The organism is Azospirillum soli (assembly GCF_017876165.1).
GTDB lineage: Bacteria > Pseudomonadota > Alphaproteobacteria > Azospirillales > Azospirillaceae > Azospirillum > Azospirillum soli.
Map to the genome: position 1 here is coordinate 1 of NZ_JAGINQ010000010.1, position 20,480 is coordinate 20,480.

21 protein-coding genes, 1 tRNA gene and 1 pseudogene are annotated in these 20,480 nt (G+C 67.4%); 12 read left to right on the top strand and 11 right to left on the bottom strand.

Annotated features, from left to right (window positions below; all coding sequences use genetic code 11):
- Positions 1-178: 178 nt before the first annotated feature.
- Positions 179-1,252 (top strand): IS5 family transposase, encoded by a 1,074-nt coding sequence (locus tag J2852_RS16675; RefSeq protein WP_209877513.1) that lies wholly within the window; start codon positions 179-181, stop codon positions 1,250-1,252.
- Positions 1,253-1,819: 567 nt separating this feature from the next.
- Here the strand turns inward: J2852_RS16675 and J2852_RS16680 are convergent.
- Positions 1,820-1,913, bottom strand: a tRNA-Ser gene (locus J2852_RS16680).
- Between the two features lie 223 nt (positions 1,914-2,136).
- Here J2852_RS16680 and J2852_RS16685 point away from each other — a divergent pair.
- Positions 2,137-2,373, top strand: coding sequence for a hypothetical protein (locus J2852_RS16685; protein WP_209877515.1), 237 nt, complete (start codon positions 2,137-2,139; stop codon positions 2,371-2,373).
- Positions 2,374-2,395: 22 nt separating this feature from the next.
- Here the strand turns inward: J2852_RS16685 and J2852_RS16690 are convergent, their stop codons facing one another.
- From J2852_RS16690 to J2852_RS16710, 5 genes are all read right to left on the bottom strand, one after another.
- Positions 2,396-4,024, bottom strand: a complete 1,629-nt coding sequence (locus tag J2852_RS16690) for a PAS domain-containing sensor histidine kinase (protein ID WP_343206764.1) — start codon at positions 4,022-4,024, stop codon at positions 2,396-2,398.
- 227 nt (positions 4,025-4,251) lie between these two features.
- Positions 4,252-5,703, bottom strand: a complete 1,452-nt coding sequence (gene gatB / locus J2852_RS16695) for an Asp-tRNA(Asn)/Glu-tRNA(Gln) amidotransferase subunit GatB (protein WP_209877519.1) — start codon at positions 5,701-5,703, stop codon at positions 4,252-4,254.
- A gap of 21 nt (positions 5,704-5,724) precedes the next feature.
- Positions 5,725-7,206, bottom strand: coding sequence for an Asp-tRNA(Asn)/Glu-tRNA(Gln) amidotransferase subunit GatA (gene gatA / locus J2852_RS16700; RefSeq protein WP_209877521.1), 1,482 nt, complete (start codon positions 7,204-7,206; stop codon positions 5,725-5,727).
- Positions 7,206-7,493, bottom strand: a complete 288-nt coding sequence (gatC, locus tag J2852_RS16705) for an Asp-tRNA(Asn)/Glu-tRNA(Gln) amidotransferase subunit GatC (RefSeq protein ID WP_209877523.1) — start codon at positions 7,491-7,493, stop codon at positions 7,206-7,208. The genes gatA and gatC overlap by 1 nt, the downstream gene beginning before the upstream one ends.
- Positions 7,494-7,568: 75 nt before the next feature.
- Positions 7,569-8,075 (bottom strand): GNAT family N-acetyltransferase, encoded by a 507-nt coding sequence (locus J2852_RS16710; RefSeq protein ID WP_209877525.1) that lies wholly within the window; start codon positions 8,073-8,075, stop codon positions 7,569-7,571.
- Between the two features lie 95 nt (positions 8,076-8,170).
- Between J2852_RS16710 and ruvX the strand changes: the two genes are divergently transcribed.
- Both ruvX and J2852_RS16720 read left to right on the top strand, forming a co-directional pair.
- Positions 8,171-8,707: a Holliday junction resolvase RuvX gene (gene ruvX, locus J2852_RS16715; protein ID WP_209877527.1), complete on the top strand. Its 537-nt coding sequence runs from the start codon at positions 8,171-8,173 to the stop codon at positions 8,705-8,707.
- Between the two features lie 10 nt (positions 8,708-8,717).
- Positions 8,718-9,635: an AEC family transporter gene (locus J2852_RS16720; RefSeq protein WP_209877529.1), complete on the top strand. Its 918-nt coding sequence runs from the start codon at positions 8,718-8,720 to the stop codon at positions 9,633-9,635.
- 27 nt (positions 9,636-9,662) lie between these two features.
- Here J2852_RS16720 and J2852_RS16725 read toward each other — a convergent pair whose 3' ends face one another.
- Genes J2852_RS16725 through J2852_RS16735 form a run of 3 tightly spaced genes read right to left on the bottom strand, consistent with a single transcriptional unit; the run spans position 9,663 to position 10,732 of the window.
- Positions 9,663-10,076 carry a GFA family protein gene (locus J2852_RS16725; RefSeq protein ID WP_209877885.1) on the bottom strand — a complete coding sequence of 138 codons (414 nt, stop codon included), beginning with the start codon at positions 10,074-10,076 and terminating at the stop codon, positions 9,663-9,665.
- Positions 10,073-10,507 (bottom strand): GFA family protein, encoded by a 435-nt coding sequence (locus J2852_RS16730; protein WP_209877531.1) that lies wholly within the window; start codon positions 10,505-10,507, stop codon positions 10,073-10,075. Before J2852_RS16730 ends, J2852_RS16725 begins: the two co-directional genes overlap by 4 nt.
- A gap of 3 nt (positions 10,508-10,510) precedes the next feature.
- Positions 10,511-10,732: a DUF1127 domain-containing protein gene (locus tag J2852_RS16735; RefSeq protein WP_209877533.1), complete on the bottom strand. Its 222-nt coding sequence runs from the start codon at positions 10,730-10,732 to the stop codon at positions 10,511-10,513.
- Between the two features lie 147 nt (positions 10,733-10,879).
- Here J2852_RS16735 and J2852_RS16740 point away from each other — a divergent pair, with 147 nt between their 5' ends.
- The 8 genes from J2852_RS16740 (at position 10,880) to topA (ending at position 19,810) form a co-directional block, all read left to right on the top strand.
- Entirely contained in the window at positions 10,880-11,839 is a 960-nt protein-coding gene (locus J2852_RS16740) for a transcriptional regulator GcvA (RefSeq protein WP_209877535.1), read from the top strand.
- Between the two features lie 43 nt (positions 11,840-11,882).
- On the top strand, positions 11,883-12,239 hold the full coding sequence (locus J2852_RS16745) for a DUF6152 family protein (protein WP_209877537.1): 357 nt from the start codon (positions 11,883-11,885) through the stop codon (positions 12,237-12,239).
- Positions 12,239-12,745, top strand: coding sequence for a DUF6644 family protein (locus J2852_RS16750; RefSeq protein WP_209877539.1), 507 nt, complete (start codon positions 12,239-12,241; stop codon positions 12,743-12,745). Before J2852_RS16745 ends, J2852_RS16750 begins: the two co-directional genes overlap by 1 nt.
- Positions 12,746-12,823: 78 nt before the next feature.
- Positions 12,824-13,786: an aspartate carbamoyltransferase catalytic subunit gene (locus J2852_RS16755; protein ID WP_209877541.1), complete on the top strand. Its 963-nt coding sequence runs from the start codon at positions 12,824-12,826 to the stop codon at positions 13,784-13,786.
- The gene (gene pyrC, locus J2852_RS16760; RefSeq protein ID WP_209877543.1) at positions 13,779-15,086 is read left to right on the top strand and encodes a dihydroorotase; all 1,308 of its coding nucleotides are present in this window, start codon (positions 13,779-13,781) and stop codon (positions 15,084-15,086) included. Before J2852_RS16755 ends, pyrC begins: the two co-directional genes overlap by 8 nt.
- Positions 15,087-15,102: 16 nt before the next feature.
- On the top strand, positions 15,103-15,699 hold the full coding sequence (plsY, locus tag J2852_RS16765; RefSeq protein WP_343206766.1) for a glycerol-3-phosphate 1-O-acyltransferase PlsY: 597 nt from the start codon (positions 15,103-15,105) through the stop codon (positions 15,697-15,699).
- A gap of 145 nt (positions 15,700-15,844) precedes the next feature.
- Positions 15,845-16,966, top strand: a complete 1,122-nt coding sequence (gene dprA, locus J2852_RS16770; protein WP_209877547.1) for a DNA-processing protein DprA — start codon at positions 15,845-15,847, stop codon at positions 16,964-16,966.
- Between the two features lie 54 nt (positions 16,967-17,020).
- The gene (gene topA, locus J2852_RS16775) at positions 17,021-19,810 is read left to right on the top strand and encodes a type I DNA topoisomerase (protein WP_209877549.1); all 2,790 of its coding nucleotides are present in this window, start codon (positions 17,021-17,023) and stop codon (positions 19,808-19,810) included.
- Here topA and J2852_RS32065 read toward each other — a convergent pair.
- Positions 19,807-20,097 (bottom strand): DUF2459 domain-containing protein, encoded by a 291-nt coding sequence (locus J2852_RS32065; protein WP_209877551.1) that lies wholly within the window; start codon positions 20,095-20,097, stop codon positions 19,807-19,809. The two genes, topA and J2852_RS32065, sit on opposite strands and share 4 nt — an antisense overlap.
- A 13-nt stretch (positions 20,098-20,110) precedes the next feature.
- Positions 20,111-20,467: pseudogene (locus J2852_RS32380) on the bottom strand (DUF2459 domain-containing protein); the annotation flags it as partial.
- Positions 20,468-20,480 lie beyond the last annotated feature (13 nt).

Genomic DNA, 20,480 nt, shown 5'->3' on the forward strand with positions numbered 1-20,480 from the left:
CCAGATCGCCGTCCGTTTGGCCCGCCGACTGCCAAGATGCCCGTGCTGCCTTCAGGCCTGCCCTCTTCAGAAACCAAACTTATGACACAGTAGTATTAGCAGGACGCGGAAAAAGGCTGTGCTGCGGTGGGGTGTCGTGATTCTCCTTTCTGGCACAGGATGGGTTGGAGAGGGGGCGATGCGCGGATCGGACGAACGCAGCGAGCGTCTGTTCCGCTACGTGAGCTGTGAGGTTCGGGTTCCGGCGAACCATCCGTTGCGGCCAATCCGGGCGATCGTGGACGAGGCGCTGGAGGTGATGTCTCCAGCGTTCGAGGGTCTGTACTCCAAGATCGGCCGGCTTTCGATCCCGCCGGAGAAGCTGCTGCGGGCGCTGCTGCTTCAGGCTTTCTACTCGGTGCGCTCGGAGCGTCAGCTGATGGAACAGCTTGATTACAACCTGCTGTTCCGCTGGTTCGTCGGGCTGTCGATGGACGCGCCGGTGTGGGATGTGACGGTGTTCACCAAGAACCGTGAGCGTCTGCTGGCCGGCGATGTGGCAGCCACGCTCCTGGCCACCGTGCCGGGTCAGCCGAAGGTCAAGGCGCTGCTGTCGGACGAGCATTTTTCAGTAGACGGCACACTGATCGAAGCCTGGGCGTCGGTGAAGAGCTTCCGGCCCAGGGACGGCAGTGGCGAGCCGCCGGGGCCGGGGCGCAACGGCGAGCGCGACTTCCACGGCGAGAAGCGCTCCAACCAGACCCATGCCTCGACCAGCGATCCCGAGGCGCGGCTGTACCGCAAGGGCAACGGGCAGCCGGCCAAGCTGGCCGTCATGGGGCATACGCTGATGGAGAACCGCCACGCCCTGGTGGTGGATGTCCGGCTGACGGCGACCACCGGCTTGGCTGAGCGCGAGGCGGCGGTCTCGATGGTCGAGGCCATCCCCGGCCGCCACCGCATCACCGTGGGAGGTGACAAGGCCTACGACACTAAGGATTTCGTGGCGAACATGCGCGAGTTGGGCGCCGCTGCGCACGTCGCCCAGAACACGAGCAACCGCCGCTCGACCATCGATGGCCGGACCACCCGCCATCCCGAGTACGCCATCAGCCTGCGCATCCGCAAACGGATCGAAGAGGTTTTCAACTGTATTAAGGGAGCCGGGCTGCGCAAGGCCCGCCATCGCGGCACGGCTCGCGTCGGCTGGATGTTCACGCTGACCGCCGCCGCTTATAACCTGATCCGCCTGCCCAAGCTGCTGGCAGCATAATTTCGCCCGGAGTCCGCCTGAACGGCGGCTCCGGGAGCCTCGGAGCGCGGGAAAACGCTCCATCCCAGCCAAAACCGGCTTTCGAAACGGCATCTTCAAGCCTCAGCGGAGGCAAGGCCGCTGCATCGGCCCGTTTTTCCGCGTCCTGTTAGGCCTTCTCGCCTTGATATTCCAAAGGTCACTGATTGCAATCAGAAAAGCCAGGGAGAAGAAAACGTCGCACCGCTTCACGTGCTGAGATGGGGCACCGCTAAGCGGTCAAGCTCATTGTCGAAGCGAATTGAACAAGAGAGCCGCATTGTATGCCTGGATCACCCGAACAGGCTTGGCAAAATCCATGACGGCATAGTTGCATCTCGCGCCTCATACTAAGACGTGATCAGACGTCACATTTGTTTGATGTGTTTACCGCCCCATCGCCGTTGAAACCGGGTACACCTGCAAAGCTGTCCGCCAGCAGAGCGGAAAGCCAAACTCCACGCGCACATAGAAGTGGGACGGAACGTGGTACGCGCAACAAGCGCCCCAGATTTTTCCGTTTCAAATCAATTCATTAGGAAGGGAAAGTGGCGGAGGGGATGGGATTCGAACCCACGATAGGGGTTTGAGCCCCTATAACGGTTTAGCAAACCGCCGCCTTCAGCCTCTCGGCCACCCCTCCACCGGGTGCGGTGCGCGGCACCGCTGGCGTTCGTGCGTTCTAACGATCCGATCCGGGCCTGTCAACGCCTACGCTAAAAAATCTCTCCTGCCGAAAATTGCTGAATCGAAAATCACGTTAGGTCGCATCTATGGAAAATCTGTATAAAATTTTATCGACTTTTTAGCGACATCGGGCTATCGTAGCAACGTGACCGATAAAAAACACTGGTTTGGGGGATGCCATGAGCCTGTCACGCCGCTGCGCCGAAACGCTGATCGACTTGGTCGAGATCAAGCTGAGCTGCCTTGAGATCACCGACCGCGAGGACATGCGCGAGAAGGAATTGCTGATGCGCTGCGTTCAGGAACTGAACGCCGAGTTGCGCGGCGAGAACGGGGCCATGTCCGCCTTCGCGGCGCCGAAGCGCCGTGGCCGCCGGCCGAAGCATCTCCAGTATCAAGAACTGCACGTCGTCTGATTGGCGGCGCACAGAGGTTTCTTCAGGCCAACGGCAGGGGAATTCTGTCCGCCACCCGCTGCTCCACCGCCATGCTCTCCGCCGGAACGACCGACAGCGGGGCCGTGCGCGGCAGGCGCAGCGTGAAGCGGGTGCCCTGCCCGACCGTGGACCGCACCGACACCGTGCCGCCCAGCACGCTCTTCACCGTGTTGAACACGATGTGAAGGCCAAGGCCCGAACCGCCCTCCGCACGCTTGGTCGTGAAGAAGGGATCGAAGACCTTGGGCAGATGCTCCGGCGCGATGCCGCAGCCATCGTCGTCGAAGTGGACGACCAGCCACGCATCCCCGTCCGGCTGGGCGCCGATGCGAATCGTGCCGGTGCCGCCCTCGTCGTAGGCGTGGATGACGGCGTTGATGACGAGGTTGGTTAGCACCTGACCGAGCGCGCCGGGAAAGCTGTCCATCGGCAGGTCGTCCGGACAGTCCACCTCGACCGCCAGCCGCGTGCGCTTCAACCGTGGCCGCAGCGAAAACAGAATCTCGTCGATGTAGGTCTTCACGTCGAAGACTCGCCGCTCGCCCGAAGTCTGGTCCACCGCCACCTGCTTGAAGCTCTGCACCAGCGCCGCCGCGCGGGTGATGTTGGTGACCAACAGCCGCGCCCCCTCGGTCACCCCGTCCAGATACTCCGCCATCTCCGACTTGCGCAGCTTGCCCGTGGCGAACTGGCCGCGCAGCAGGCGGGTCTGCTCGCCGATGTGGCTGGCGGCGGTCAGGCCGATGCCGATGGGCGTGTTGATCTCGTGCGCCACCCCGGCGACCAGTTGCCCCAGTGAGGCCATGGTCTCCGCCTGGATCAGGCTTTCCTGCGCGGCGCGCAGTTCGGCCAACGCGTGTTCCGCCTCGTCCTTGGCGGCCACCACCGCCGCTTCCGCCGCCTTGCGGTCGGTGATGTCGGTCATGATGCCGACGTAGCGCACGACCCGGCCGCCCTCGTCGTGAATCGCGCGCCCCATGGCGGCGATCCACATCCAGCCGCCGTCCTCCCGCCGCAAACGGTAATCGTAGGCGTAGGACGCCGTCTCGCCCCGCAAATGCGCCTCGACGTGCCCGAGCACCCGCTCGCGGTCCGCCGGGTGCAGCCGCGATTCCCAAAAGTCCCGCGGCATGGGCGGAATCTCGGCGTGGCCCAGCATGCGCGGAAAGCTGTCCGACCACCAGCAGGCGCCGCTCACCACGTCTGCATCCCAGACGGCGGCGTTGGTCGCCTGCAAGGCCATCTCAAGCCGCTCGGCCAGATCGCGGCGGGCAGCGTCGGCCATCTTCAACTCGGTCAGGTCGTAGACCCAGGTGATGTGGCAGGGGCGGCCGGCGTGCTCGATCAGAGTCGAACTCATGGAGCCGGTGTAGATCTCGCCGTCGCCGCGCCGGAACAGCACCTCCTCGCCCTTGAAGGAACCGTGGCGGTACAGGATCTCCAGCGTGCGGGTGCGGTCGTCCGGGTTGACGTAGAGCGATGCAACGCCGTCGCTGGCCAATTGGCCGTCGCGGGTCTTGAAGGACTCGGCGGCGCTGGCGTTGTGATAGAGATTCTCACCGTCCCGCGTGTTGATCAGCACGCCGACGGGGGCGGTGTCCAGGATGGCGCGCAGCTGCGCTTCCACCACGCCGGGGACAGGCCGGTGTTGGCCGGCACGAAAGGCGATGAACGCGCCCCCAAGGGCACCGATGCACGAAGCCGCAAGCGCAACGGCCAGATATTCCGCAATCATGGATCCTCCCGCCGGCCAACACTGGAGACCGACGGGAGAACAAAATCAACGGATATATCGTCGCGCTTGCATCCCCGTTACTTATATCAAGCTTCAGTTATCGCAAGCGATTACCGAGCCCCTCAGCCCTTCAGCTTCCTGGTCAGGATTTCGTTGACCAGGGCCGGGTTGGCCTTGCCCTGGGTCGCCTTCATGACCTGACCGACGAAGAAGCCGAACAGCTTGTCCTTGCCCGACCGGAACTCCTCGACCTTGTCGGCGTTGGCGGCCAGCACGGCGTCGATGGAGGACTCGATGGCGCCGGTGTCGGTAACCTGACGCAGGCCCTTCTTCTCGACGATGTCGGCCGGCTTCTCGCCGGTTTCGAACATCGCCTCGAACACCTCCTTGGCGATGCGGCCGGAGATGGTATTGTCGGCGATCAGGTCGATCAGGCCGCCGAGGTTCTCGGCCGAAACCGGGCTCTCCTCGATCTCCTTGCCGGCCTTGTTCAGATAGCCGAACAGCTCGCCGGTGACCCAGTTGGCTGCCAGCTTCGGGTCGCGACCCTTCGCCACGGCCTCGTAGAAGTCCGCCTTGGCCTTCTCCGAGACAAGCACGTTGGCGTCATAGGCCGACAGCTTGTACTCGCTGATGAAGCGCGCCTTCTTGTCGTCGGGCAGCTCCGGCAGGGTCTTCTTGATGTCCTCGACCCATTCCGGCTCCAGCTCCAGCGGCAGCAGGTCGGGATCGGGGAAGTAGCGGTAGTCGTGCGCCTCTTCCTTGGAACGCATGGAGCGGGTCTCGAACTTCGTCGTGTCCCACAGACGCGTTTCCTGGTCGATCTTGCCGCCTTCCTCAATGATGTCGATCTGGCGGCGCGCCTCGTACTCGATGGCCGCCATGACGAAGCGGATCGAGTTGACGTTCTTGATCTCGCAGCGCGTGCCGAACGGCGCGCCCGGCTTGCGGACGGAGACGTTCACGTCGCAGCGCATGGAGCCTTCCTCCATGTTGCCGTCGCAGGTGCCGAGGTAGCGCAGGATCGAGCGCAGCTTGCGCAGGTAGGCGCCCGCCTCCTCCGCCGTGCGCATGTCCGGTTCCGACACGATCTCCATCAGCGCGACACCCGACCGATTCAGGTCGATGTAGGTCTTGGCCGGGTGCTGGTCGTGCAGCGACTTGCCCGCGTCCTGTTCCAGGTGCAGGCGGGTGATGCCGACTGTCCGGCTCGACCCGTCCGGCAGGTCCAGCACGATCTCGCCCTTGCCGACGATGGGCTGCAGATACTGGCTGATCTGATAGCCCTGCGGCAGGTCGGCGTAGAAGTAGTTCTTGCGGTCGAAGACCGAGTGCAGGTTGATCTGCGCCTTCAGGCCCAGGCCCGTGCGCACCGCCTGCTCGACGGCGTGTTCGTTGATGACCGGCAGCATGCCGGGAAAGGCGGCGTCAACGAAGCTGACTTGGCTGTTCGGCTCGGCGCCGAACTCGGTCGCGGCCCCGGAAAACAGCTTCGCGTTGGAAATGACCTGGGCATGGACCTCCAGCCCGATCACCATCTCCCAATCGCCCGTCTCGCCCTGAATGTACGACATGGCTCTATTCTCTCGTACGGCTCACGCCACGAACGGCGGGGTGGCGGTAAAGTCGGCGGCCTTTTCGATGACGTGGCCGACGCGCAGAACGGTCTCCTCGTCGAAGGGACGGCCGATGAGCTGCAGGCCCAGCGGCAGACCGTCCGAACCGAGGCCCGCCGGGACCGACATGCCGGGCAGGCCGGCGAGCGAGGCGGGCACCGTGAACACGTCGTTCAGGTACATCTGGATCGGGTCGTCCATCTTCTCGCCGATGGCGAAGGCCGTGCTCGGCGCGGTCGGCGTCAGGATGACGTCGCAGCTCTTGAACGCCTCGTCGAAGTCCCACTTGATGCGCGTGCGCACCTGACGGGCCTTGTTGTAGTAGGCGTCGTAATAGCCGGCCGACAGCACGTAGGTGCCGATCAGGATGCGGCGGCGCACTTCCTTGCCGAAGCCGGCGCCGCGCGTGTTCTCGTACAGATCCTTCAGGTTTCCGCCCTCGACCCGCAGGCCGTAGCGGACACCGTCATAGCGCGCGAGGTTCGACGACGCCTCGGCCGGCGCGACGATGTAGTAGGTCGCCAGCGCGTATTTGGTGTGCGGCAGGCTGATATCCACCGGCTCGGCGCCCGCGGCCTTCAGCCATTCGATGCCCTGGTCCCAGATCTTCGCGATCTCGGCCGGCATGCCCTCCACGCGGTATTCCCTGGGAATGCCGACCTTCAGGCCCCGGATGTCGCCGGTCAGCGCGGCGCGGAAGTCCGGCACCGGCATATCGACGGAGGTGGAGTCCTTCGGGTCGAAGCCGCACATGGAGCGCAGCATGATCGCCGCGTCCTCGACCGTGCGGGTCATCGGCCCGGCCTGATCGAGCGACGAGGCGAAGGCCACGACGCCCCAGCGCGAGCAGCGCCCGTAGGTCGGCTTGATGCCGACAATGCCGGTGAAGGCCGCCGGCTGGCGGATTGAGCCGCCGGTGTCCGTGCCGGTGGCGCCCAGCGCCGCGCGCGCGGCCACCGCCGCCGCCGAACCGCCCGACGAACCGCCGGGGACCAGCTGGCGCGACCAGTTGCCGACCTCGCCCGGGCTCCAGGGGCTGACCACGTTGCCGTGGTAGGAGGTGATGTTGGCCGAGCCCATGGCGAACTCGTCCAGGTTCACCTTGCCCAGCATCACCGCACCGTCGCGCCACAGGTTCGTGGTGACGGTCGATTCGTACTCCGGCTTGAAGCCGTCCAGGATGTGGCTGGCCGCCGTGGTCAGCACCCCCCTAGTGCAGAACAGATCCTTCACCGCGATGGGCAGGCCCTCCATGGGACCGACCTCACCCTTGGCGCGGCGGGCGTCGGACGCCTTGGCCATCTCCAGCGCCTTGTCCGGCGTCTCGGTGATGAAGGCGTTCAGCGGGCGGATGGTCTCCACCGCCTTGACGTGCGCCTCGGTCAGTTCGACCGCGGTGTATTCCTTCTTGGCGAGGCCATCCAGGGCCTCCGCCATGGTCAGATGCGTCAGCGCGCCCATCACTCGACCACCTTCGGAACGACGTAGAAGCCTTCGGCCGTTTCCGGGCCGTTGGAGAGGACGGACTCGCGGTAGCCGCCGTCCGTCACCTCGTCCTTGCGGCGGCGCAGCTTCTGCGCGGCCACGCTGGTCATCGGTGGCACGTTGTTCGTGTCCACCTCGCCCAGCTGTTCGACGAAGGTCAGGATTTGGCTCAGCTCACCCGCCAGGTGATCCAATTCCTCTTCCGGCACCTTGATGCGGGCCAGATGCGCGATCTTGGCCACAGTGGCCTTGTCGAGCGACATGCCTTCTACTCTCTTCCAAGACGTCTGGAAAAAACGGCCTGGAAGCTAGCACCCGAAAACGGTCACCGCAATGATTCAGGCCGCTTGGCGGTGCTGGCGTTCCCACACCTCGCGCCCCATCCGCATGGTGAACAGGGCGATCCGCTCGTTCCACGGGGCCGTCCGCTCCTCAATGGCGACGGGAACGAAACCCAGCTTGCCGTACAGCAGCAGCGCCGGAGTGTTCGTGTTGAAACAGCGCAGGACCAGCTCCGGCAGGCCGTGATGGCCGAAGGCGCGGTCTATCATGGCATGGAGCAGATATTTCGCCACGCCCGCCCGGCGCATGGACGGGTCCACGCTGACGTTGCCGAGGCTGGCACTGCGCCCCTCCTCGAAGGTCGCGAAGTTGGCGTAGCCGACGACCGTGCCGTCGCTCAGCACCACCGTCGGGTCGCGCCGCTCGGCCAGCGAGGCGCGCACCTGCTCCGGCGTCAACGGCCAGCTGGCCCTGGGGAACAGGAAATACAGCTCCTTCGCGTCGCGCGGGAAGGCGCAGATCCGCGGGATGTCGGCGTCGGTCAGGGGGCGGTGCATCAGCATGGGCGTGCTCCAAAAATTACTTACAAGAATAAGTATCCTCGGGCACAACTCAAGCGTTCTTGCCGAGACACCCCGTGGCTTCTATGGTTCGTGGCATGATTCACACGCTCCCCGAACTCGCGGCCCGGTTGGGCCGTGGCCAACGCCTCCTCGGCCTGGACGTCGGCACCAAGACCATCGGCATGGCCGTGGCGGACCCCGGCCTCGTCGTCGCCTCGCCCATCGGCACGCTGCGCCGGACCAAGTTCACGCAGGACGCGCGGGAGTTGGCGAAGACCATCCGCGACTATTCCATCGGCGGGCTGGTCATCGGCCTGCCGCTGAACATGGACGGGTCGGAGGGGCCGCGCGCCGAGTCCACCCGCGCCTTCGCCAACAACCTGATGGGGCGCGCGGATCTGCTGGGCTGGGACGCGGAGATCGCCTTCTGGGACGAGCGGCTGTCCACCTCCGCCGTGGAGCGCTTCATGATCGGCGAGGCCGACATGACCCGCAAGCGCCGGGACGAGGTCGTGGACAAGATGGCCGCCGCCTACATCCTTCAGGGCGCGCTCGACGCGCTGGCGCATCGGCGCCGTATGGAGCAGCAGGAGCGGGACGACCTGGACGACGACGGAGACGGCGAGGACTGACCGCCCGTCCATGCTCGCCATCTTCGGGGCGCTCGCCCCCATCTTTCTGCTGATTCTGTTCGGGCAGGGTCTGCGCCGCCGCGCCGTGGTGCCGGACCATGTCTGGCCGGGGGTGGACCGGCTGACCTATTTCCTGTTCTTCCCCTGCCTGATCGTGGACGAGCTGACCAAGGCCGACCTGGGCGCCGTCGCCATGGGGCCGATGGCGGCGGCCATGGCGGCCGGAGTCCTCGCCACATCAGCGCTGGCGCTCGCCGCCCGGCGGCCGATCGGGCTGGACGGCCCCGCCTTCACCTCGGTCTTTCAGGGGGCGATCCGGCCCAACACCTACGTCGGGCTGGCCGGCGCCAAGGCGCTCTACGGCACCCAGGGCCTGACGCTGACCGCCGTGGGCATCGCCGTCGTCGTGCCGCTGGTCAACGTGCTGTGCGTCACCGTCATGGCGCGGTACGGCCGTGATGGAAAAGGCGCCACGCTTGGCACCGTCGTCGGAGCGATCGTCCGCAACCCGATCATCATCGCCGCGCTGTTCGGCGCCGCCCTGAACGTCAGCGGCCTCGGCCGGCTTCCCGTGCTGGGCGACATTGTGGAGATCCTGGCCCGCGCCGCCCTGCCGCTCGGCCTGCTGTCGGTCGGCGCCGGGCTCGACCTCGCGGCGGCGCGGCAGGCCGGGGCGGGCGTCGCCCTCTCCTCCGCCTTCAAGCTGGCGCTTGTCCCCGGCCTCACCGCCCTGGCCGGGACGTGGCTCGGCGTGGACGGGGCCGCGCTGACCGTCGCCGTGCTGTTCAACGCTCTGCCCTGCTCGGCCAGTTCCTACGTCTTGGCCCGGCAGATGGGCGGCGACCACGCACTGATCGCCGCCATCATCACGGTGCAGACCCTAACCTCGGCGCTCACGCTTCCCGTCGTCCTCTACGCCTTCGGCTGATCCTGGTATACTGATCGGGGCGGCCGATCAAGGCGGCTCCGGCGCGCCTTCCGGGAAGCGCTCCAACGAATCGTCGATCTCGTAATAGTCCGGCTTGCTGCCGACATGGATGTGCCGCAGCGTGACCAGCCCGGTCGGCTGGTCCAAAGACCCGGCGGCGATGTCCACCAACGGATTTTCGTCGCCTTTCCAGAACAGCGACGCCCCACAGCGCGAGCAGAAGCCCCGCTGGGCCGCCTCCGACGACCGGTACCACGCCAGTGTGGAGTCGGCGTCGAAGAAGACCGTATCGCGGGGCACGGTGATGTAGGCGCCGAAATGCCCGTGGAACCGGCGGCACTGGCTGCAATGGCAGTTCACCACCCCCAACGGCCGTTCCGTCACGAGGAAGCGGACACCGCCGCACAGACAGCCGCCCGGCAGAATCGCCCCGCCGCTTATGGCTCCACCTTCGACTGGTTGCCCGGCTCCGTGCTGGTCTTCCGGATCAGACCGTCCTCGCCGATGTCGTAGTAGTCGCCCTTGAAGTCGACCCAGATGTGCCGGTCGGCGCGCAGGCCCGTCGGCTGGTCGAGGCTGCCCGCCGTCACGTCCATGCGCGCTTCTCCCACCGGATCCCAGAACAGCCCCGCGCCGCAGCGGGAGCAGAACCCCCGCCGTGCGCGCTCGGACGACTGGTACCACGCCAGCGTCTCATCCTTGACCAGCCGGAACGCCTCGCGCGGGAAGGTGGTGTAGGCCCCGACGTGGCTATGCTGGCGGCGGCACTGGCCGCAGTGGCAGAAGGAGATCGGGCCGGGCCGCGCCGCGATCTCATACCGCACACCGCCGCACTCGCAGCCGCCCGCCCAAACCTGAGTCTCATCGGCCATCGCTCAACCCCGCCAGAAGGGCTTGTCGGCCTCGTTCACCGCGTCGGCGCGCGACAGGCCGATGTCGTGCAGCAGATGGTCCGGCAGAGCCTCCAGCGCGCGCCGCTGGCGCCGCCGCTCCGTCCATTCCGCGACCGTGTCGAGCAGGGTGACCACGGCGCGCGTGACGCCGCTTTCCGAACGGGCGGAGGTGCCGGAACTGGCCGTATTCGTGCTCTGGAACATGCTCGGTCTCCTCATCCGAAGTCGGTGTCGTGACTGTCTCTCTGCCAAGGAGAATGGGCCACCCGCTTCTTGCGCACAAACGACGCTTTCTCATAAGCTGGATTAGGAAAACTAATCCGAAGGCCCGCCCCGGAGGTTCGCCGCAAGATGTCCCGCCGCCTGCCCCCGCTGAACGCGCTCCGCGCCTTCGAGGCCGCCGCCCGCCACCTGTCCTTCACCAAGGCGGCGGACGAGCTGCACGTCACCCAGGCCGCCGTCAGCCATCAGATCAAAGGGCTGGAGGAATGGCTGGGCATGCCGTTGTTCCGCCGCCTGAACCGCGCCCTGCTGCTGACCGAGGCCGGACAGTCCTACCTGCCCGCCGTGCGCGACGCGCTCGACACCCTCTCCCACGCCACCGAGCGCCTGTTCCGCAAGGACAGCGCGGGCGCCCTGACCATCTCCACGATGCCCAGCTTCGCGGCGAAGTGGCTGGTCATGCGGCTCGTCCGCTTTCAGTCCAAGCATCCCGAACTGGAGGTGCGCCTGCACAGCACCCCGCAGGTCGTCGATTTCGGCCAGCAGGACGTGGACATCGCCATCCGCTTCGGCTCCGGCCGCTGGCCCACGCTCCGTTGCGAGCGGCTGCTGACCGAGGACATCTTCCCGGTGTGCAGCCCCGCCCTGCTGGACGGCGACCGCCCCCTCGCCGCGCCGGAGGACCTGCGCCACCACACGCTCCTTCACGACGACTACATGATCACCTGGAGCGTCTGGGCGGAGGCCGCCGGCCTGACCGGCTTGGACATGACGCGCGGCCCACGCTTCGACGATTCCGCCCTGCTTCTCCAGGCCGCCGTCGAGGGCGCCGGCGTCGCGCTCGCCCGCGGGGTCCTCGTCGCCGACGACATCGCCGCCGGGCGTCTCGTCCGCCTGTTCGACGTGCATCTGCCGGGCGACTACGCTTATTACGTCGTCGCCCCGCCGCATTACTTTTCCCGGCCCAAGGTGAAGGCGTTCCGCGACTGGCTGTTCGAGGAAGCCGCCGCCACCGAACGCGACGCGCACCTGCTCGGCCCAGCCTTGTCCAACCAGCCTCCGGTCCCAACCTCTCCCACAGCCGCCTGATTCGGCCGGCGCCTTGTCCAGCGTCCTCAGGGAGACGGTTTCCATGCCCCACGCCCGCAAGCTCGCCGCAGCCGCCCTTCTCATCGCCACCATCGCCGTCCCCGCCGCCGCGCATCACGGCTGGGGCAGCTACGACGCCGACAAGGTGCTGACCCTGACCGGCACGGTGCAGCAGTTCGCCTTCAAGAACCCGCACGCCATGCTGAACCTGCAGGCCGACGGCAAGGTCTGGCACGTGGTCCTGGCCCCGCCGGGCCGCATGAGCGCGCGCGGCCTGCCCGACGGGACCATCCAGCCCGGCCAGACCGTCACCGTGGTCGGCTACCCCAGCAAGTCCGAACCCGGCGAATTGCGCGCCGAGCGCATCAAGGCCGGCGACCAGACGGTCGAGCTGCGCTGATGGACCATGACCAGGGCCCGACCGGACCGGGCTGGCTCGTCGCGCTGGAGACATCTCCGCTCGGCGATACGCTGCGCCAGTCCATCTGGCTCTATCCCCTGGTCGAGATCGCGCACATCCTGGGGCTGGCGCTGCTCGTCGGCTCCATCGTGGCGTTCGACCTGCGCCTGATGGGCGCCCGTGCCCCGCTGCTGCCGGCGGACGCCTTGTCGCGCCTTCTCCTCCCGATCTCGGTGACCGGCTTCGCGCTCGCCGTCCCCACCGGCATCCTGCTGTTTATCGCCGAAGCAACGGCCCTAGTCCGCAACCCCGCCTTCCTGGTGAAGATGGCGCTGCTCGTCCTGGCGCTGGTCAACATCGCGGTCTTCCACAGCCTCGCCGGCCACGCCATGGCCGCCTGGAGCCTTGCCGACCGACCGCCTCGCGCCGCCCGCCTCGCGGGTGCCGCGTCCCTCACCCTCTGGGTCGCCATCCTGGCCTGCGGGCGGCTCATAGCTTATGTGTGAAAAACTGGGGCTTACGTCTGAAAACAGCGTGTGAGGGGCGCTTGCGGGCGTCCCACGCCGCTCCTATAGTCCCGGCCCATGACCGGAACGCCCCAATCTGACGCGATCTTCCCGCACCGCCACCTTCTCGGCATCGAGGGGCTGACGGCCGGCCAGATCACCACCATCCTCGACCTCGCCAACGGCTACGTCGAGCAGAACCGCCAATCCAACAAGAAGTCGACGCTTCTCAGCGGCCGCACCATCATCAACCTCTTCTTCGAGAATTCGACCCGCACCCGCACCAGCTTCGAGCTGGCCGGCAAGCGGCTCGGCGCCGACGTCATCAACATGTCGGTGGACGGCAGCTCGGTGAAGAAGGGCGAGACGCTGATCGACACGGCGATGACGCTGAACGCCATGCATCTCGATGCGCTGGTCGTTCGCCACGCCGATTCGGGCGCCGTCAAGCTGCTGGCCGACAAGGTCAACTGCTCGGTCATCAACGCCGGTGACGGCCACCACGAACACCCGACCCAGGGCCTGCTGGACGCGCTAGCCATCCGCCGCCGCCTGGGCCGCCTCGACGGCCTGATCGTGGCGATCTGCGGCGACATCCTGCACAGCCGCGTGGCGCGCTCCAACATCCATCTGCTGAACGCCATGGGCGCGCGCGTCCGCGTCGTCGCCCCGCCGACCCTGATCCCCTCGCAGATCGAGCGGTTGGGCGTCGAGGTCCACCACTCCATGGCGACCGGCCTTCGGGATGCCGACGTGGTGATGATGCTGCGCCTCCAGACCGAGCGGATGAGCGGCCAGTACATCCCTTCCACGCGCGAGTACTTCTACTTCTACGGCCTCGACTACGAGAAGCTGTCGGTCGCCAAGCCGCATGCCGTCGTCATGCACCCCGGCCCGATGAACCGGGGCGTGGAGATCGACTCGGAAGTCGCCGACGACCTCAAGCGCTCCATGATCCTCGATCAGGTCGAACTGGGCGTCGCCGTCCGCATGGCCGTCCTTGATCTACTCACCCGCGATCGCCGGGGGACCAATGCCTAATTCCAACGCCACCCGCGTCGCCTACCGCAACGCCCGCCTGCTCGACCCCGCCACCGGCCTCGACCAGCAGGGCACGCTGCTGACCGAAGGCACGAAGATCGCCGACTTCGGCCCGTTGCTGTTCAACGACGGCGTTCCCGAAGGCATCGAGGTCGTGGATCTGAAGGGCCAGTGCCTCGCCCCCGGCCTCGTGGACATGCGCGTCCTGATCGGCGAGCCCGGCCACGAAGAGAACGACACGATCAAGAGCGCGTCGCGCGCCGCGGCGGCCGGCGGCATCACCGCCATGGCGCTGCTGCCCAACACCGACCCCGTCCTTGATGAGGTCGCCGGCCTGGAGTTCATCGCGCGGCGCGCCCGTGAGGTGAAGCTGGTCAAGGTCTTCGCCTACGCCGCCGCCACGCGCGGGACCGAGGGCAACGAGATCACCGAGATGGGCCTGCTGGCCCGCGCCGGTGCCGTGGCCTTCACCGACGGCATCAAAGCGATCGCCAGCGCCAAGGCGATGCGCCGCGCGCTCGGCTACGCCAAGACCTTCGACAAGCTGATCGTGCAGCACCCGGAGGAGCCGAGCCTGGCGTCCGGCGGCATGATGAATTCGGGCGAGCGCGCCACGCGCCTCGGCCTCGTCGGCATCCCGCGCGAGGCCGAGATCATCATGATCGAACGCGACCTGCGCCTGCTCGAACTGTCCGGCGGCCGGCTGCACTTCGCCCACGTCACCACGGGCGAATCGGTCGATCTGATCCGCCGCGCCAAGGCGCGCGGGCTGAAGGTCACCTGCGACACCGCCCCGCATTACTTCGCCCTGACCGAAACGGACGTCGGCGACTACCGCACCTTCGCCAAGGTCTCCCCGCCGCTGCGCGGCGAGATGGACCGCCGCGCCGTCGTGGAAGGTCTAGCCGACGGCACCATCGACGCCATCGCGTCGGACCACATGCCGCAGGACCAGGACCAGAAGCGCCTGCCCTTCGCCCAGGCCGCCTTTGGCGTCATCGGGCTGGAGACCCTGTTCCCGCTGACCCTGGAGCTGGTCCACAAGGGCAACATGCCCCTGCTGAAGGCGCTGGCCTGCGTCACCGTGAAGCCCGCCGAGATCCTGGGCCTGCCGCTCGGCCGCATCGCCAAGGGCGCGCCCGCCGACCTCGTCGCCTTCGACCTGGACGTGCCGTGGAAGGTGGACGTGGACCTCTTCAAGTCCAAGTCCAAGAACAGCCCCTTCGAGGACCGCCCCGTCCAGGGCCGCCCGCTCCGCACCATCGTGGACGGCCGCACCGTCTGGCAGTTCGAGGGCTGACGCGGTGGAACTCCCGGTGGAACTCGCTGTCTCGGCGTTGCTGGGCTACCTGCTGGGCTCCATCCCCTTCGGGCTGGTGCTGACGCGGCTGGCCGGTCTGGGCGACATCCGCAAGATCGGCTCCGGCAACATCGGCGCCACCAACGTGCTGCGCACCGGCAACAAGCCGCTGGCGGCGGCCACGCTGATCCTCGACAGCGGCAAGGGCGCCATCGCCGCCCTCCTGGCGATGGCCTTCGCCGGCCCGGAAGCGGCGGTCCTGGCCGGCGGCGGCGCGATGCTCGGCCACACCTTCCCGGTGTGGCTGGGCTTTAAGGGCGGCAAGGGGGTGGCGACCGCGCTGGGCGTGCTGCTGGCGGTGTCCTGGCCGGTCGGCGTGATCGCCTGCGCGACGTGGCTGGCGATGGCCTTCCTTTTCAAGATCTCCTCCCTCTCCGCCCTGACCGCGCTGGGCCTCAGCCCGCTGGTCGGCTGGTACGTCGCCGGCCCGCTGGTCGCCGGCCTGTGCCTGTTCATCGCCGTACTGGTCTATTTCCGCCACGCCGCGAACATCCGCCGCCTGCTGAAAGGCGAGGAGCCGAAGATCAGTTTTGGGAAAAAGAAGGCAGCCTGATCCTTTTGTTGCGCTGGCGCGGCAGGCGCCAACAACGCAATCACTGGCGATGACAGCGGATTAGACGGCAAGGCGGAGCACGGCTGTCCGCACACATACACTCGCGTGTTGAAAACAGCTCGATGTCGGTTGTAAAACAGGGCGCATGACACAACCGCGCCGCACCCTCACCGACGCAGAACGGTTCGACTGGCTCCGCCTGATCCGGACGGAGAATGTCGGGCCGATCACCTTCCACCGTCTGCTTGACCAGTACGGCAGCGCCAGGGCGGCGCTCGACGCGCTGCCCGAACTGGCGAAGCGCGGCGGACGGACCAAGCCTCTGCGCGTCGCCTCCAAGGCGGAGGTCGAGCGCGAGTTCGCGGCCAACCAGCGCATCGGCGCCCGCCTGCTCTGCGCCTGCGAACCCGATTATCCGGAACCGCTGGCCGCCGTGGACGACGCGCCGCCAGTGGTCTCCGTCCTTGGCCATGCGCATCTGCTGAGGCGGCGCGCGGTCGCCCTGGTCGGCGCGCGCAACGCCTCGCTGAACGGCAAAAAGTTCGCCGAACAGATCGCCCGCGACCTGGGCGAGGCCGGCTTTCTCGTCGTCTCCGGCCTTGCGCGGGGAATCGACACGGCGGCCCACGCCGGGGCGCTCGGCACCGGCACGGCGGCGGTAGTGGCCGGGGGCATCGACGTGGTTTACCCGCCGGAGAACGACCGGCTCTACCGCGACATAGTGCAGCAGGGCGTGGTGGTGGCGGAAAGCGCCATCGGCACCCAGCCGCAGGCCCGCCACTTCCCGCGCCGCAACCGGCTGATCTCCGGCCTGTCGCTGGGGGTTCTGGTGGTGGAGGCGGCGCTGCGCTCCGGCTCCCTCATCACCGCCCGAATGGCGCTGGAACAGGGGCGCGAGGTCATGGCGGTGCCCGGATCGCCCCTGGATCCGCGCTGCCAGGGCACCAACAACCTGATCAAGGAAGGGGCGTCCCTGGTGGCGTTGGCCGACGACGTGATCCGCGCGCTGGAAAACCTGTCCCCGCCCGCCGTTCGCGAGCCTCAAGGCGACCTGTTCGCAGCCCCCAGGCCCAGCGAACCGGCCGAGTCCGAGTTGGAGGCGGCCCGTGCGGTGGTGCTGGAAAACCTCGGCCACACGCCGGTTGCCATTGACGAACTCGTCCGCGGGTGCCAATTGTCCGCACCGGTGGTGTTGACCGTCGTGCTGGAACTTGAGCTTGCGGGCCGCGTCCAGCGCCAGCCGGGGAACCAGGTGAACCTGATCTGAACCCGGCACCGCACCACCCGCGTATTGATAAGGCACATTCAGGGGCGCGGACTCTTGCCGGGCAGCAACGTCGTCATCGTGGAATCGCCGGCCAAGGCGAAGACCATCAACAAGTATCTTGGCTCGGACTACACCGTGGTCGCCAGCTTCGGCCATGTGCGCGACCTTCCCGCGCGCGACGGGTCGGTGCGTCCGGACGAGGACTTCGCGATGGAGTGGGAACTGGGCGACCGCTCCAAGCGCCACATCGACGAGATCGCCAAGGCGGTCAAAGGCGCCGAGCGCGTCTACCTCGCCACCGACCCGGATCGCGAGGGAGAGGCCATCGCCTGGCATCTGCACGAACTCCTTCGCGAAAAGCGTCTGATCGACAAGGTCGAGGTCCAGCGCATCACCTTCAACGAGATCACCAAGAGCGCCGTTCAGGCCGCCCTGGAGAACCCGCGCGACGTGTCCCGCGAGCTGGTGGACGCCTATCTGGCCCGCCGCGCGCTGGACTATCTAGTCGGCTTCACTCTGTCGCCGGTTCTGTGGCGCAAGCTGCCGGGCTCCCGCTCGGCGGGGCGCGTGCAGTCGGTGGCACTGCGCCTGATCTGCGAGCGCGAGTCGGAGATCGAGGTCTTCAAGCCGCAGGAATACTGGTCCATCGACGTGGGCTTCACCACGCCGGGCGGCGCGCCCTTCACCGCGTCGCTGACCCAGCTGGACGGCAAGAAGCTCGACAAGTTCGCCCTGCCCAACCGCGAGGCCGCCGAAGCCGCCGTGGCGAGGATCCGCCCGCAGGCCTTCGCCGTCTCCCAGGTCGAGCGCAAGCAGAGCCGCCGCAACCCGTCCCCGCCCTTCACCACCTCGACCCTCCAGCAGGAGGCGTCGCGCAAGCTGGGCTTCGGCGCCACCCGCACCATGCGCACCGCGCAAAAGCTGTACGAGGGCGTGGACATCGGCGGCGAGACGGTCGGCCTCATCACCTACATGCGAACCGATGGCGTCAGCCTGTCGCAGGAGGCCATCGAGGGCGCGCGCAGCCTGATCGGCTCCCACTACGGCGAGCGCTACGTGCCGGGCCAGCCGCGCGTCTACAAGACCGCCGCCAAGAACGCCCAGGAGGCGCACGAGGCCATCCGCCCGACGGACCTGTTCCGCCGGCCGGAGACCGTCGCCGCCTATCTGGAACAAGACGAGCTGCGCCTGTACGAGCTGATCTGGAAGCGCACGCTGGCCAGCCAGATGGAAAGCGCCGTCCTGGATCAGGTCGCGGTGGACATCGCCTCCCCGTCGAAGGACGTGGTGCTGCGCGCCACCGGTTCCGTCGTCGTGTTCGACGGCTTCCTGAAGGTCTATCAGGAGGACCGCGACGAGCCGTCCGACGACGACCAGCAGGAACGCCGCCTGCCCGCCATGGACCAGGGCGACGCTCTGTCGCGCGGCGACATCAACCCCGAGCAGCACTTCACCCAGCCGCCGCCCCGCTATTCGGAAGCGAGCCTCGTGAAGAAGCTGGAGGAGCTGGGCATCGGGCGCCCCTCCACCTACGCCTCGATCCTTCAGGTTCTCCAGGACCGCAACTACGTCCGGCTGGACAAGCGCCGCTTCATCCCGGAAGACCGCGGTCGGCTGGTCACCGCCTTCCTGAAGAACTTCTTCAACCGCTACGTCGAATACAACTTCACGGCGGAGCTGGAAAACCAGCTCGACGAGATCTCCGACGGGCGGATCGACTGGAAGACGGTTCTGCGCGACTTCTGGCGCGCCTTCCACGCCGCCGTGGAGGGCACCAAGGACCTGACCATCACCCAGGTTCTGACCACGCTGGACGAGGAACTCGGCCCCCACTTCTTCCCGGCCAACGCCAACAGCAACGCGCCGGGGCACGACCCGCGCGTCTGCCCGGTGTGCAGCGCCGGGCGCCTCGGCCTGAAGCTCGGCAAGATGGGCGCCTTCATCGGCTGCTCGCGCTATCCGGAATGCCGCTACACCCGCCCGCTCGCCGTCGCCAACGACGAGAACGGCGAGGTGCAGGAAGGCCCGCGCGAGCTGGGCAACGATCCGGAAACCGGCCTGCCCGTCACCGTGCGGCGCGGCCCCTTCGGCTCCTACATCCAGCTCGGCCCGGCCCCGGCCGCCGCCGCGCCCCCGGTGGTCGAGGAAGTCCCCGCCGACGGCAAGAAGGCCAAAAAGGGCAAGAGGGCCAAGGACGAGGCTCCGAAGCCCAAGCGCGTGTCGCTGCCCAAGGGCATGTCCGCGGCCGATGTGGATCTGGACACCGCGCTGAAGCTGCTGGCGCTGCCGCGCACCATCGGCAACCACCCGGAGACGGGCGAGGAGATCAGCGCCGGCATCGGCCGCTTCGGCCCCTACCTGAAGCACGGCAGCGCCTACAAGTCGCTGACGCCGGACGACGACGTGCTGACCATCGGCATCAACCGCGCCGTCGATCTGCTGGCGGGCGCGGCCAAGAAGTCCTCCGCCCCGGCCAAGACGCTGGGCGACCACCCGAAGACCGGCAAGCCGGTCACCACCGGCGCCGGCCGCTTCGGCCCCTACGTTAAGCACGGCTCCGTCTACGCCTCCATCCCCAAGGGAACCGAGCCCGACAGCGTGACGCTGGAGCAGGCCCTGGAACTGCTGGAGGCCAAGGCCGCCAAGGACGCCGCCAAGAAGGGCAAGGCTCCCAAGGACGCCGAACCCGCTACGGCCGAGGACACCGAGAAGGCCGAAAAGCCCGCCAAGGCGAAGGCTCCGGCCAAGAAGGCCGCGCCGAAGAAGGCCGCCGCGAAGCCAAAGGCGGAGAAGGCTGAAAAGGCGGACGACGAGAAGGCCACCCCAACCCGCAAGCGGGCCTAACGAACCCAGCGCATGACGCCGCCCTCGAACGGCGCCCATGCGCCGACCGTGACGCCCGCGGCGCGCAGCCCCTTGGCCGTCCACTCGTTGCAGGTGTCGTAAAGGCTGTAGCGCCCGACCGCCTCGTAAAACAGGTCGGTCGGGCCATAGCCGCTGCCCGGCAAGGGCATCACCGCCCCGCCCCCATCCCGCCGAAAGCTGCCCCGGACATAGTCCACCAGGGCGCGGTACTGTCCATCCCGCAGCATCAGCGCCCCACAGTCCGGGCTGCCGACCGGCGCGTACATGGCATAAACAGTGCATCACTGTCGGCCCACCGCCGAACACGGCCGAAACGGCGGTGAAGGGGCTCACGTCCTCCCAGCGGCGGGTTTCCAGGTAGAAGGCCCGGTCGCCCCAGCCGAAGGAAAAATGCGTCGTCCAGGGATCGGCGCCGGGAAAGTCGGCACGCGCCAGTTCCGTTGTCCAATCCATCGCCTTGGAAACCGCCGGCAGCACCAGATCCGTGTGCACGCCGTTGGTGCAGACGAACACCTCCAGCCCGTCCCGCGCGGGCTGCAGCCCCTCGACCGGCACGTGGGCAAGAACCACGGCGGCCAGCAGGTACGCCACCACGGCCAACCCGACCAACCCCGCTCCCACCTTCACGCCCCGCACCGGTGCCCTCCCG

Bases quoted from the DNA above. Each gene is read 5' to 3' on its own strand.
- J2852_RS16675 (WP_209877513.1), top strand. From the start codon at position 179: ATGCGCGGATCGGACGAACGCAGCGAGCGTCTGTTCCGCTACGTGAGC.
- J2852_RS16685 (WP_209877515.1), top strand. From the start codon at position 2,137: ATGAGCCTGTCACGCCGCTGCGCCGAAACGCTGATCGACTTGGTCGAG.
- gatB (WP_209877519.1), bottom strand. From the start codon at position 5,703: ATGTCGTACATTCAGGGCGAGACGGGCGATTGGGAGATGGTGATCGGG.
- gatA (WP_209877521.1), bottom strand. From the start codon at position 7,206: ATGGGCGCGCTGACGCATCTGACCATGGCGGAGGCCCTGGATGGCCTC.
- gatC (WP_209877523.1), bottom strand. From the start codon at position 7,493: ATGTCGCTCGACAAGGCCACTGTGGCCAAGATCGCGCATCTGGCCCGC.
- J2852_RS16710 (WP_209877525.1), bottom strand. From the start codon at position 8,075: ATGCTGATGCACCGCCCCCTGACCGACGCCGACATCCCGCGGATCTGC.
- ruvX (WP_209877527.1), top strand. From the start codon at position 8,171: ATGATTCACACGCTCCCCGAACTCGCGGCCCGGTTGGGCCGTGGCCAA.
- J2852_RS16720 (WP_209877529.1), top strand. From the start codon at position 8,718: ATGCTCGCCATCTTCGGGGCGCTCGCCCCCATCTTTCTGCTGATTCTG.
- J2852_RS16730 (WP_209877531.1), bottom strand. From the start codon at position 10,507: ATGGCCGATGAGACTCAGGTTTGGGCGGGCGGCTGCGAGTGCGGCGGT.
- J2852_RS16735 (WP_209877533.1), bottom strand. From the start codon at position 10,732: ATGTTCCAGAGCACGAATACGGCCAGTTCCGGCACCTCCGCCCGTTCG.
- J2852_RS16740 (WP_209877535.1), top strand. From the start codon at position 10,880: ATGTCCCGCCGCCTGCCCCCGCTGAACGCGCTCCGCGCCTTCGAGGCC.
- J2852_RS16745 (WP_209877537.1), top strand. From the start codon at position 11,883: ATGCCCCACGCCCGCAAGCTCGCCGCAGCCGCCCTTCTCATCGCCACC.
- J2852_RS16750 (WP_209877539.1), top strand. From the start codon at position 12,239: ATGGACCATGACCAGGGCCCGACCGGACCGGGCTGGCTCGTCGCGCTG.
- J2852_RS16755 (WP_209877541.1), top strand. From the start codon at position 12,824: ATGACCGGAACGCCCCAATCTGACGCGATCTTCCCGCACCGCCACCTT.
- pyrC (WP_209877543.1), top strand. From the start codon at position 13,779: ATGCCTAATTCCAACGCCACCCGCGTCGCCTACCGCAACGCCCGCCTG.
- dprA (WP_209877547.1), top strand. From the start codon at position 15,845: ATGACACAACCGCGCCGCACCCTCACCGACGCAGAACGGTTCGACTGG.
- J2852_RS32065 (WP_209877551.1), bottom strand. From the start codon at position 20,097: ATGTACGCGCCGGTCGGCAGCCCGGACTGTGGGGCGCTGATGCTGCGG.